The following is a 12,390-nucleotide window of genomic DNA, read 5'->3' as shown; positions in this document are numbered from 1 at the left end:
CACAGTGAACCTTTTGGCCATCACGGGCTCATACCCAGCGCGCCGTGTTTTCTGGCATAATCGCGCGCACTTTTTTCGATGTAGTTCACCGTTTGGTGCACTACAACAGCATGGAGGAATCGGCCCAGGGCCGACGGGGACACTCATGACGCAAGCGACCAACGCCGTGTACACCGACATCAGCATCGCGCAATTGATTGAAGAAGCCGTTAAGCGCGGTGAGGGTGAGCTGGCTGCCAATGGCTCTCTGGTGGTTAAAACCGGGCACCGCACAGGTCGTTCTCCGGCTGACCGCTTCATCGTCGAAGAGCCGAGCACCCAGCACCACATCGCCTGGGGGCCGATCAACCGCCCGTTCCCGGCCGGCAAGTTCGAGGCGCTGTGGAACCGCGTCGAAGCCTACCTCGGCGAGCGTGACAGCTTCGTTTCCCACGTGCATGTCGGTGCCGATCCCGAGCACTACCTGCCGGTGAAGATGAGCACCGAAACCGCCTGGCACAACCTGTTCGGCCGTTGCCTGTTCATCGAACCGAGCGCTTTCAACCCGGCTGGCAAGAGCGAGTGGCGCATTCTCAACGCACCGTTCTTCCAGTGCGAGCCGGAGCGCGACGGTACCCATTCCGATGGCTGCGTGATCATCAACTTCGCCGAGAAGAAGGTGCTGATCGCCGGCATGCAGTACGCCGGTGAAATGAAGAAAGCCATGTTCTCCGTGCAGAATTACCTGCTGCCGGACGTCGACGTGCTGCCGATGCACTGCGCCGCCAACATCGGCGAAGACGGCGACACCACCCTGTTCTTCGGTCTGTCCGGCACCGGCAAGACCACCCTGTCGGCCGACGAGAGCCGCTACCTGATCGGCGACGACGAGCACGGCTGGGGCGTGGGCCGCGTGTTCAACATCGAGGGCGGTTGCTACGCCAAGTGCATCGACCTGTCCGAGAAGAACGAGCCGGTGATCTGGAAGGCCATCAAGTTCGGCGCGGTGCTGGAAAACGTCGTGCTCAGCGAGCAGACCCGCCTGCCCGACTACGCCGATGCCAGCCTGACCCAGAACAGCCGCGCCGCCTACCCGCTGGAGCACGTCGAGAAGCGTTCCGAGAAGAACCTCGGTGGCGAGCCGAACGCGGTGATCTTCCTGACCTGCGACCTGACCGGCGTGCTGCCACCCGTGTCGATCCTCAACAACGAGCAGGCGGCCTACCACTTCCTGTCCGGCTACACCGCGCTGGTCGGCTCCACCGAAATGGGTTCGGGCAGCGGCATCAAGTCGACCTTCTCCACCTGCTTCGGCGCGCCGTTCTTCCCGCGTCCGGCCGGCGAATACGCTGAGCTGCTGATCAAGCGCATCAACGCGTTCGGCTCCAAGGTCTACCTGGTCAACACCGGCTGGACCGGTGGTGGCTACGGCGTCGGCAAGCGCTTCAACATCCCGACCACCCGTGCGGTGATCGCGGCGATCCAGAGCGGCGCGCTGGTCGGTGCCGAAACCGAGCACCTGCCGATCATCAACCTGGACGTGCCGAAGGCCGTCGCGGGCGTCGAAACTCAGCTGCTCAACCCGCGCAACACCTGGGCCGACCCGAGCGCCTACGATCTGGCGGCCAAGGAGCTGGCCGGCAAGTTCGTCGAGAACTTCAAGAAGTTCGACGTCTCCGACGCCATCAAGAACGCCGGCCCGCAACTCTAAGCTGCGATCCGCCGTTCAACAAAAGCCGCCTGCGGGCGGCTTTTTCGTGGGCGTTCGCCGCGCAAAGTATCGTGCTGCTCGATCGGTTTGATCGGAAAGTACCGGTGGTTTCGATCATTCTGCGCCGCTAGCATGGCGGCCATTCTTGACTTGGGAGAGGCCCATGACCATCGAAGAAGCCATCCAGAGCCGCCGTGCGATCAAAGCCTACGATTCTGACTTCCAGCTCAGCCGCGAGGAGAAAGACGAGCTGCTGCGCCTGGCGCTGCACGCGCCCTCGGCGTTCAACCTGCAGCACGTGCGACTGGTCGAAGTCAGCGATCCGGCGCTGCGCGCGCAGATCCGCCAAGTGGGCTGGAACCAGGCGCAGATGACCGATGCCTCGATGCTGGTGGTGGTCTGCGCCAAGCTCGACCGCTGGGAAGCGGATGTGCGCCGGGTCTGGGAGGGTGCGCCGGAGCAAGTGCAGGACTATATGGCGGGGGCCATCGACAACTATTACCGCGGCAAGCCGCAGGTGCAGCGCGACGAAACCATGCGCAGTTGCGGCCTGCTGGCGCAGACCCTGATGCTGGCGGCGCGTGGCAAGGGACTGGATTCCTGCCCGATGGACGGCTTCGATTTCGATGCCGTGGCGCGGTTGATCAACCTGCCGCCCAACCATGTGATCGGCCTGATGGTCGCGGTGGGCAAGCGTACGGTCGAACCCAAGCCACGTGTTGGCAAGTTGCCGTTCGACGAGCTGGTGGTGCGCGACCGCTTCTGAGCGGCCGGAAAGTAAAAAAGGGCGTGCCTTGGCACGCCCTTTTTCGTTGCAGAAGGGAAGCTCAGTGGGTGGTCAGGCCGAGCAGATGGTCGGCGACGCCCTTGGTCCGCCGCGACGTGCCGGCGGTCGCCTCGCTGGTGCTCTGCAGCGCCTGGAGTACATCGGTCAGCGAGCCGACGTCCGCCGACTGGCTCTCGATGTGCTGTGCCACCGCACGTATCGCATCGGCCAGGCGGTCGATGTCGGTGCCGATCTCCTCGGCGTTCCGGCGGGTGATCTCGGCCAGCTTGCGCACCTCGTCGGCGACCACGGCAAAGCCGCGGCCCATCTCGCCGGCGCGCGCGGCTTCGATCGCCGCGTTCAGCGCCAGCAGGTTGGTCTGTCCGGCGATCTGCTGGATGGTCTGCACCACCGACTGGATGCGCTGGCTCGACTGCGCGAGGGCGCGTGCGCTGCCGACCACCGCATCGGCCTGGTCGACCATCTGACTGACCGACGTGCCGGCCTGGTCGATCACCTGCGCCTGCTGGTCGATGGTCAGCGCCAATTCGTCCATCGAGCCGTGCAGGTCGGTCGCGCATTGGCTCAACTGGTCGGCCATGTGCTGGCGCTGGCGGTCGGCATCGAGCAGCACCGCGCCGAGATCGGCGAGGCCGCGGAATACCGGGCGGATGTGCTCGTCGAGGCCGTTGATGTCGAGGCTGCTGTGGTAGTCCTGGCGCTTGAACTGGTCGATCTGCTTGACCACCACTTGGCTCAGGCCGGTGAGTTTCTTGATCTGCCGGCGCAGGAAGAACGCCTTGAACTCGCCGTGGTAGGCGATGAAGTTGTCGGTGTACTCGTCGCGAAACGCCGCCTGATCGCTGGTGCGGAAGAAGAATACCGCCGTCAGCGTCTGGTTCAGGTTCAGCCCGAGGATCTCGCCGAAGGTCGAGTAGCCGAGCACCGGCGTGTCGCCGAAGACCGCGTGCATGCCGTCGAGCGCCTGGGCATTGTTCAACCGGCGCAGGATGCAGTCGTTGAGAATGCCGACCAGCGGTCGGCCGGGCTTGTCGCGCATGAAGCGCTGAAAGTCGCGGCGGGTGGCTTCGACCAGTGGTGTGCGCTTGACCATCACCAGTTCCTCGCCGGGGGCGACGTCGCAGAACAGGTGCACGCGCTCGTTGGCGAAATCGATCCGCGCGATCGAGCGCACGAACACCTCCTCGCCCACGCGGATGGCGAAGGAGTAATCCGCCAGCCGCGCCTCCAGATCGCTCGGCGCACAGTGCAGCGCCTCGCAGAGTGCGGCGACCATCGATCGGATGTTGCCGCGCGCGTCAACGACCTGGCTGATGTAGCGATCCTCCAGCGATGCGCTGAGGACGCTGAGGCTGAGCGCGGTCGGCTCGAAGTTCTGGCTCTTGAACACGCCGAAGCGCACGTCGCGGGCGCATTTGAGGAAGACGATCTGCGCATGGTTCTGGTAGGCGCGCGTGCCGTCATGCAGCTGGGTGGCCTTGAAGTCGAGCTTGCCGCCGGCCGAACCGCCGACGAACAGGCAAGGGAAACGGCCGGATTCGTAGAGTGCTTCCATGAAGAACGATTCGGACGCCGAGAGGCCGTCGAAGACGATGTTCGCCAGGGTGTCGCGATAGTCGATCGGCATCTTCACCTGCAGCCGCCGCAGCGACTCGGTCAGCCGGGCGATGCGTTGCGCCATGCTCAGGCGCGTGCCCTGGCCGCGGATGTCCTCGCATTCCAGCGGTACGTGGACGATCTCGGCGGCGGCGATCACGCTCGCGTCGAACAGCTGCAGCGCCACGCGATCCCAGTGCGCGCCGGTGCTGCAGTACAGCTGGGTATTCTGGCTCGACAGCTCGCCGGCGGTGGTGCACAGGCTGATGACCGCCTGCGGGAAGCGCTGGCGGATCAGGCGCGCGACCGCATCGAGATCGACATGCGGTGAGACGAAGCCGGCAATGTAGGTCGGCTCCAGACGCAGCGCTGCCAGTTGTTCGGGCAACTGCGCGGCGCTGCCGAGCAGGCTGGTGACACCATCGCCCTGACGGGCACCGGAGCGGGATCGAAGAATTGACAGCATGACGGCTTCGCTCGTGAGGGCTGCAGGACGGATGCACTGCTTTCAAGGCGACGTTACGAGCATGCGAGGCGGGCGGCTATGCAACTATGGGGCTGCTACCAAAGTAGCTACCGCCGGTCGGGCTTCGCGCGGTTCAGTTGCCCCACAGGAGCTTGCCGACCCCGGTGTGTGCCGGCAGCAGATAGAGGCTGAGGGCGAAGACCAGCAGCAGGCCGAGGACATAGCCCAGCGAAACCAGCGCGTTCGCACGTGACCGGCGTGGCGGCGGCGAGGCTTCAGAAGTGGCGGAGGGGCGGTGGCGGTCCATGACGGCTGGCGGCTGAGCTCGGAAGCGGCGGGGCCGCGGCGGTGGCAGAGATTAAACATCGCTAAGGCAAAGTGCCACTACTGGTTTCGACCGCTCGGTCAGGTGCCCCGCGCCAGCAGCTCGCGACGGATATGGCCGATCGCGCCCATCGGGTTGAGTCCCTTCGGACAAACCCAGCTGCAGTTGCCGATGCTGCGGCAGCGGAACACGCTGAACGGATCGTCCAGGTCCGCCAGGCGCTCGGCGGCAGCGGTGTCGCGGCTGTCGACGATGAAACGCCAGGCCTGCAGCAGACCGGCCGGGCCGATGTACTTTTCCGGGTTCCACCACCACGACGGGCATTGCGACGAGCAGCAGCCGCAGAGGATGCACTCGTACAGGCCGTCGAGCCGCGCGCGCTCCTGCGGCGATTGCAGACGCTCGATGCTCGGTGCCGGCTGGTCGTTGATCAGCCACGGACGAATGCGCTCGTATTGCCGGAAGAACTGGCTCTGATCGACCACTAGGTCGCGGATCACCGGCATGCCGGGCAAGGGCCGGATCACCAGGCGACCGGCGCCGTCCAGCGCCTCGGGGACCGGAGTGATGCAGGCCAGGCGGTTCTTGCCGCCGATGTTCATGCCATCCGAGCCGCACACGCCTTCGCGGCAGGAACGGCGGTACGCCAGCGACGGGTCCTGCTCGCGCAGATATTCCAGGACATCCAGCACCATGCGCTGGCGTAGCTCGTCCGGTATCTGCAGTGCCTGCATGTAGGGCACCTCGTCGCATTCCGGGTTGTAGCGGTACAGCTGCACATCGAGCATGGCTGGCGTTCCTCCGCGTGCATGTTTTGCCGAACCCTGAGCATAGTCGGCCGCCACGCGACGGGGCGGAAGGAGAATGTCCGGCCACCGAGGCCGGTCCTGACTTCACGAGGAGAGCCCGCGATACGGAACCGATGGTCTGGTGTCGTCTTCGGCGGCCTGGCGCTCCTCTATATCTGTCGGTGACGCGTATAGTCACGCCGCTACTGTCGCCGCGATCTTCCTCACCGCCGCTGATACTCGACGAAGGCCGACGGGGTATTCGAGCCGCTATGGCAAAAGGCTTACACGCCGTCGCGCCGATGGCTGCTTTGTCCGCCCCGGTCAGCGGCTTAATCTATGCCCGTCTCCGAAGCGCAGGACGCGCTCGGGATCATGGAAGATCGGCCACGCCAGGACGGCAGCTCAAGGAATGAAATGGTCAGAGAAAGCCCGCTTCGGCGGGCTTTCTGCTGTCTGGAGCACCGTAAACCGCGACGCTCAGTGTCGCGCGACCGCCATCATCTGTTCGATCAGCCATTGCAAGGCCGCATCCTTTTCGCGCTGGGCGACGCTGACGATATCCAGCTGGAAGGGGCCGAGATCGAACGGCAGGTCGAACAGCTGCAGCGGCAGCAGCTTGGCGAAATGCTGCGCGAGCTGGGTCGGCAGCACGGCCGCGAGGTCGCTGCTGGCGACGATATGCGCCGCTTGCAGGTAGTTCGGCGTCGTGTAGACCACCTCGCGCTGTAGACCCTGTTCTTCCAGCCACTGATCGACCATGCCGCGGGTCTGCCCACCATGTACCCAAAGATGGCGCAGGCGCAGGAAGCGGTCCAGATCCAGTCGCTCGCCCACCAGCGGATGATCCCGGCGCAGCACGACCTGCAACGTCTCGCTGGTCCAGCGACGACGCTGAAAACGCGTCGGCACTTCGAGAAAGCGGCCCAGCGCCAGATCCAGCTCGCCGTGTTCCAGCGCTTCGGTCGGCAAGGTCGGCGTCAGATGCTCGATCGCCAGCTGAATCCCGGGTGCCACTTTGGCCAACTGCGCCATCAGCGCTGGCATGCAGATCAGCTCGACGTAGTCGGTGACGGCAATGGCGAAGCGCTGGCGGCTGGTCGCCGGGTCGAAGAAGTCGCCGGCGTTGAGGGTGTGCTCGATCTGCTGCAACGCCTCGCGAATCGGCGCTTCCAGGCTCAGGGCGCGCGGCGTGGGCTGCATGGTGCGGGCGACACGTACGAGCAGCGGGTCGTCGAGCAATTCGCGCAGACGATTGAGCGCGTTGCTGACCGCCGGCTGGCTGAGCGAAAGCCGTTGCGCGGCACGCGAAACATTGCGCTCACGCAGCAGGGCGTCGAGCACGCGAAGCAGGTTGAGATCGAAACTGTTGATATTCATTCGGTGAATCCGAAACATCACAAGACTAAATTTCAAAAATAGTAGCGTCTTCGTCTATGGTTGGTCTCCACCTTTTTCCAGCCTGCGACGAGGACCGTTCACATGAGCCAACCCCGCTTCGATATCCAGACCGCCGCCGTGATCGGCGCGGGCACCATGGGCCGCGGTATCGTCATGAGCCTGGCCAACGCCGGCGTGCAGGTGCTGTGGCTGGACAACAATCCCGAGATGCTCGAGCAGGCGCTGGGCGTGGTGGCCGACACCTACGCACACAACGTGCGTCAGGGGCGGATCGACGAGGCCGAAGCGGCGGCGCGCCGGGCCCGCATCAGCAAGGCCGCGGATTACCCGGCGCTGGCCGACGTGGACCTGGTGATCGAGGCGGTCTACGAGAACCTCGAACTCAAGCAGAAGATCTTCCGCGAGCTGGACGGCATCGTGAAGCCGACCGGCATCCTCGCCAGCAACACCTCGGCGCTGGATATCGATGCCATCGCCGCGGTCACCAAGCGCCCGGAGCAGGTCGTGGGCCTGCACTTCTTCAGCCCGGCGCACATCATGAAGCTGCTGGAAATCGTTCGCGGTGCCCAAACCAGCCAGGCCGTGCTGGAGGCTGCCAAGGAACTTGGCAAGCGCATGGGCAAGGTCAGCGTGGTAGCCGGCAACTGCCCGGGCTTCATCGGCAACCGCATGCTCGCCACCTACGTGCGCGAGGCGCGGATGATGCTGCTCGAAGGTGCCTACCCCCATCAGGTGGACGCCGCGCTGCAGGGCTTCGGCTTCGCCATGGGCCCGTTCCGCATGTATGACGTGGTGGGTATCGACCTTGAATGGCGCGCCCGCGAGCTGGCCGGCAAGGGCCAGGACGAGCCCGAGGTGCAGGTGGATAACCGTCTCTGCGAACTGGGCCGCTTCGGCCAGAAGTCGCGCATGGGCTACTACCGCTACGCCGAAGGCAGCCGCCAGGCCGAGCACGATCCGGAAGTGGACGCCCTGGTGCAGCGCGAGTCCGAGCGCCTCGGCTATGAGCGCCGCGAGATCGGCCCGGAGGAGATTCTCGAGCGCTGCCTGCTGGCGCTGGTCAATGAGGGCGCCAAGATTCTCGAGGAAGGCATGGCCGAGTCCAGCGCCGATATCGACACCGTCTACCTCTACGGTTACGGCTTCCCGGCCGAAGTCGGCGGGCCGATGACCTGGGCCGACCGTCAGGGTCTGCCGGCCATTCGTGAGCGCCTCAACGCATTGGCCGAGCGCCACGGCGAGCACTGGCAGCCGGCCGAGCTGATCGACAGCCTGGCCACACTCGGTGGGCGCTTCGCCGACTACCAGAAGGAGGCTTGAGCATGGAATACAAGGCACCGCTGCGTGACATGCGCTTCGTGCTGCACGAGCTGTTCGACGCCACCAGTCATTGCGAATTGCTCGGCAACGGCCTGGACCGCGAGCTGATCGACGGCGTTTTGGAAGAGGCGGCGCGCTACACCGGCGGCGAGATCGCCCCGCTCAATCGCAACAGCGACGAGGAAGGGGTGACCCTGGAAAACGGCGAAGTCCGCACGCCGCAGGGCTTCGTCGAGGCCTACCAGCAGTACGTCGACAACGGCTGGGCGAGCATGACCGGGCCGAGCGAATACGGCGGCCAGGGCTTCCCGCAGCTGGTGGCGTGCAACTTTCACGAGATGCTGATGGCAGCGTCGCTGTCGTTCCGCATCTATTCGGGGCTGACCGAGGGCGCGGTGCTGGCGCTGTACAAGCACGGCAGCGACGCGTTGAAGAATGCCTATCTGGAGAAGCTGGTCAGCGGCCGCTGGAGCGGCACCATGTGCCTGACCGAGCCGCAGGCCGGCACCGATCTCGCCCTGCTGCGCACCCGCGCCGAGCCGCAGGCGGACGGCAGCTACAAGGTCAGCGGCAGCAAGATCTTCATCTCCGGCGGCGAGCACGACATGAGCGAGAACATCGTGCATCTGGTGCTGGCACGGCTGCCGGATGCGCCGGCCGGGGTGAAAGGCATCAGCCTGCTGCTGGTGCCCAAGTTCATCGCCAATACCGACGGCACGCCGGGCGCGCGCAACGCGCTGAGCTGCGGTGCCATCGAACACAAGATGGGCATCAAGGGCGCGGCGACCTGCGTGATGAACTTCGACGGCGCCACCGGCTGGATCGTCGGCGAGCCCAATCAGGGCCTGGCGTGCATGTTCACCATGATGAACGACGCGCGCTTCCAGGTCGGCTTGCAGGGGCTTGGCATTGCCGAACAGGCTTATCAGGGTTCGCTGGCCTATGCCCGTGAGCGCTTGCAGTCTCGTGGGTTGGCAGGCGCGCAGCATCCGGACAAGCCAGCCGACCCGATCATCGTGCACCCCGACGTGCGCCGCATGCTGCTGACGCAAAAGACGCTGGTCGAAGGCAGCCGCATGCTGGCGGCCTACTGCGCCCGGCAGCTGGACCTCGAGCACGGCCATCCCGAGCCGAGCTATCGCAAGGCGGCGGGCAAGCGCGCGGCGCTGCTGATCCCCATCGTCAAGGCGTTCTTCACCGACATGGGTCAGGAGGTGGCGAGCCTCGGCGTGCAGGTCTACGGCGGTCACGGCTATATCCGCGAATGGGGCATGGAACAGCTGATGCGCGACAGCCGCATCACCCAACTCTACGAGGGCACCAACGGCATTCAGGCGCTCGATTACATCCGTCGCAAGCTGCTCGGTGACGGCGGCGCGGAACTGTCCGCATTGCAGGCCGAATTCAGCGAGATTTGCGACCGACAGATCGACCGACCAGCGCTGCATGAGATGGCGAGCAAGGTGCAGGCGCGGATTGGCGAGTGGCGCGAGCTGAGCGCCGAGATCATCGCCGCCACCGGTCGCGATCCCCAGGAGATCGGCGCGGTGTCGGTGGATTTCCTGCAGTACTCGGCCTATGTCCTGTTGGCCGGCCTCTGGCTGCAGGCCGCGGCGCGTGCACAGGATGCGCTGGAGCAGGGCGCCGGCGAGGAGGCTTTCTATCAGGCCAAGCTGGCCAGTGCGGATTTCTATCTGCGCCGTGTGCTACCGCGGGCGAGTGCGCATCGGGAAGCCATTCAGGGTGGCGCGGATTGTTTGATGGCGCTGCCGGAAAGCGACTTCGCGTTTTGAGCTAATCGATCACAGGAGGCACCGATGCATCCGTTCAGCTTTGCCACAACCGCTCAATTGATCTGCGAGCCCGGCTCGTCGCGCCGGCTGGCCAGCCTCTGCAAGGAGCGTGCGGCGCGCTCGGTGCTGGTGGTGACCGACCCGGGCATCACCCGTTTCGGCCTGCTCGACGAAGTCCTGCCGGGCTTCGAGACGGAAGGGCTGCAGGTCGCGGTTTACGATCAGGTCGTTGCCGACCCGCCCGAGCACATCGTCCTGGCGGCGGTGGCGCAGGCCAGGGCGTCCCGGGCGGATCTGATCATCGGCTTCGGCGGCGGCAGCTCCATGGACGTAGCCAAGCTGGTCGCGCTGTTGGCCCATCCTGATTGCGCGCAATCGCTGCAGGACATCTATGGCGTGGGCAACGCCAAGGGCCAGCGTCTGCCGCTGATCCAGGTGCCGACCACCGCCGGCACCGGCTCGGAAGTCACGCAGATCGCCATCATCACCACCGGTGAGACGACCAAGATGGGCGTGGTTTCGCCCCTGCTGCTGCCGGACCTGGCGCTGCTCGACGCCGATCTCACCCTCGGCCTGCCGCCGGCGGTGACCGCGGCCACCGGCATCGACGCCATGGTGCATGCCATCGAGGCCTACACCAGCGCGCTGAAGAAGAATCCCATGTCCGACCTGCTGGCCCGCGAGGCGCTGCGCCTCTTGGCGGCCAATCTGGACGAGGCGGTGCACAACGGCAGCAACCGCGAGGCACGCCAGGCCATGCTGCTGGGCGCCTGCCTGGCCGGCCAGGCGTTCGCCAACGCGCCGGTCGCCGCCGTGCACGCGCTGGCCTATCCGCTGGGAGGCAATTTCCACATTCCCCATGGGCTGTCCAACGCCCTGGTGTTGCCGCAGGTGCTGCGCTTCAACGTCAGCGCGGCGGCCACGCACTACGGTGAGCTGGCGCCCATCGTGTTGGGCGATCGGCTGCGCACAGATGATCCGTCCACCTACGCCGAGCAGCTGATCGAGGAGTTCGAGCAGATGAGTGCCCGCATGGGGTTGCCGACCCGCCTGCGCGACGCCGGCGTGCCGGAAGAGTTGCTGCCGCAGCTGGCCAAGGAGGCGATGCTGCAGCAGCGCCTGCTGGTGAACAATCCGCGCGAGGTCACTGAGGCCGACGCCCTAACCATCTACCGTGCCGCCTACTGAGGAGCCTCTGCATGTCCGAGCAAGCCCGGCATCTGCGCGACGACTACCGGCATTTCCATGCCATCAGCACGCGCTGGCACGACAACGACCTCTACGGCCATGTCAACAACGTGACCTACTACAGCTTTTTCGATACGGCAGTGAATGCCTACCTGATCCACCACGGCGGGCTGGATATCCACGACGGCGAGGTTGTCGGCTTCGTGGTCAGCTCCTCGTGCGACTACTTCGCCTCCATCGCCTTCCCGGATGCCCTCGAAGTCGGCCTGCGCGTTGCCCGCCTGGGTAGTTCATCGGTGCAGTACGAGCTGGCGGTGTTTCGCCGTGGCGAAGACGAAGCCTGCGCTGCCGGGCGTTTCGTCCACGTCTTCGTGCGTCGCGCCGACAACCGGCCGACGTCGATCCCGGATAGTCTGCGCCGCGCGCTCGAAGCGCTGGCCTGAACGACGAAGAGGCCGGGGGATCGATGATCCGCCCGGCCTCTTGGTCATGCCCGCGTGGCTGCCCGCTGACAGTGCTTAGTGATGGTGCTTATGCCACTTTTTCTTGTAGTGGCCCTTGCCAGGGTGACGATGTCCGTCGCGGTAATAGCGCCGGTCACGATCACGGTAATCGCGGTCGTCATCGCCGTAGGCGTTGCCCAGCGCGCCGCCGGCACCACCACCGACCGCCGCACCGATCAGGCCGCCGGTGCTGCCGCCGACTCGCTGGCCGATGACGTTGCCGCCGGCCGCGCCCAGGCCGCCGCCGATGGCCGCTTCGGTACGGTTGCGCCGGTCCGCGCCGACTGCACCGCCTGCCGCGCCGCCGACACCGGCTCCGATGGCGGCGCCGGTGGAGCCGCCCAGATGTTCACCGACCACCGAGCCCAGCGCGCCGCCCAGCGCGCCGCCAACGGCCGCTTCGGTATTGCTTCCGGCAAATGCGGCACTGCTGAGCAGGCTCGCGGACAACAGCAGAATCGAGGAATACTTCATTGACGCAACCTCAGAGTGGATGGCGCCGCGATCCTTACCCGCCGAACCGCAGCGGCGCA

The 12,390-nt window shown here is 65.6% G+C and carries 11 protein-coding genes; 6 read left to right on the top strand and 5 right to left on the bottom strand.

What is annotated here, in order from left to right; genetic code table 11:
• The first annotated feature begins 145 nt into the window (after positions 1 to 145).
• Positions 146 to 1,690 carry a phosphoenolpyruvate carboxykinase gene (locus HU825_RS03745; protein ID WP_043295337.1) on the top strand — a complete coding sequence of 515 codons (1,545 nt, stop codon included), beginning with the start codon at positions 146 to 148 and terminating at the stop codon, positions 1,688 to 1,690.
• Between the two features lie 163 nt (positions 1,691 to 1,853).
• Positions 1,854 to 2,456 (top strand): nitroreductase family protein, encoded by a 603-nt coding sequence (locus HU825_RS03740; RefSeq protein WP_234302935.1) that lies wholly within the window; start codon positions 1,854 to 1,856, stop codon positions 2,454 to 2,456.
• 61 nt (positions 2,457 to 2,517) lie between these two features.
• Here HU825_RS03740 and HU825_RS03735 read toward each other — a convergent pair whose 3' ends face one another.
• The 4 genes from HU825_RS03735 to HU825_RS03720 all read right to left on the bottom strand — a co-directional run bounded on the left by HU825_RS03735 (position 2,518) and on the right by HU825_RS03720 (position 7,032).
• Positions 2,518 to 4,539, bottom strand: a complete 2,022-nt coding sequence (locus HU825_RS03735) for a methyl-accepting chemotaxis protein (protein WP_138300592.1) — start codon at positions 4,537 to 4,539, stop codon at positions 2,518 to 2,520.
• Between the two features lie 133 nt (positions 4,540 to 4,672).
• Positions 4,673 to 4,846 carry a hypothetical protein gene (locus tag HU825_RS03730; protein ID WP_234302934.1) on the bottom strand — a complete coding sequence of 58 codons (174 nt, stop codon included), beginning with the start codon at positions 4,844 to 4,846 and terminating at the stop codon, positions 4,673 to 4,675.
• Between the two features lie 98 nt (positions 4,847 to 4,944).
• Positions 4,945 to 5,652: a succinate dehydrogenase iron-sulfur subunit gene (locus HU825_RS03725; protein WP_234302933.1), complete on the bottom strand. Its 708-nt coding sequence runs from the start codon at positions 5,650 to 5,652 to the stop codon at positions 4,945 to 4,947.
• Between the two features lie 480 nt (positions 5,653 to 6,132).
• Positions 6,133 to 7,032: a LysR family transcriptional regulator gene (locus HU825_RS03720; protein ID WP_234302932.1), complete on the bottom strand. Its 900-nt coding sequence runs from the start codon at positions 7,030 to 7,032 to the stop codon at positions 6,133 to 6,135.
• 102 nt (positions 7,033 to 7,134) lie between these two features.
• On the opposite strand from HU825_RS03720, the gene HU825_RS03715 reads away from it, so the two are divergent.
• Genes HU825_RS03715 through HU825_RS03700 form a run of 4 tightly spaced genes read left to right on the top strand, consistent with a single transcriptional unit; the run spans position 7,135 to position 11,797 of the window.
• Entirely contained in the window at positions 7,135 to 8,373 is a 1,239-nt protein-coding gene (locus tag HU825_RS03715) for a 3-hydroxyacyl-CoA dehydrogenase (protein ID WP_234302931.1), read from the top strand.
• Between the two features lie 2 nt (positions 8,374 to 8,375).
• A complete protein-coding gene (locus HU825_RS03710) occupies positions 8,376 to 10,166 on the top strand; it encodes an acyl-CoA dehydrogenase C-terminal domain-containing protein (RefSeq protein ID WP_234302930.1) in 1,791 nt (596 codons plus the stop codon).
• 24 nt (positions 10,167 to 10,190) lie between these two features.
• Positions 10,191 to 11,354 carry an iron-containing alcohol dehydrogenase gene (locus tag HU825_RS03705; protein ID WP_043295347.1) on the top strand — a complete coding sequence of 388 codons (1,164 nt, stop codon included), beginning with the start codon at positions 10,191 to 10,193 and terminating at the stop codon, positions 11,352 to 11,354.
• Between the two features lie 11 nt (positions 11,355 to 11,365).
• Positions 11,366 to 11,797: an acyl-CoA thioesterase gene (locus HU825_RS03700; RefSeq protein ID WP_043295349.1), complete on the top strand. Its 432-nt coding sequence runs from the start codon at positions 11,366 to 11,368 to the stop codon at positions 11,795 to 11,797.
• A gap of 75 nt (positions 11,798 to 11,872) precedes the next feature.
• On the opposite strand, the gene HU825_RS03695 is transcribed toward HU825_RS03700, so the two are convergent.
• Positions 11,873 to 12,331, bottom strand: coding sequence for a YMGG-like glycine zipper-containing protein (locus tag HU825_RS03695; protein ID WP_043295351.1), 459 nt, complete (start codon positions 12,329 to 12,331; stop codon positions 11,873 to 11,875).
• Between the last annotated feature and the right edge of the window lie 59 nt (positions 12,332 to 12,390).

The sequence above is a fragment of the Pseudomonas phenolilytica genome (assembly GCF_021432765.1).
GTDB classification, from domain to species: Bacteria; Pseudomonadota; Gammaproteobacteria; order Pseudomonadales; family Pseudomonadaceae; genus Stutzerimonas; species Stutzerimonas phenolilytica.
Note: the sequence above shows the minus strand (reverse complement) of the source record. Positions and strands in the feature narration are given on the sequence as shown.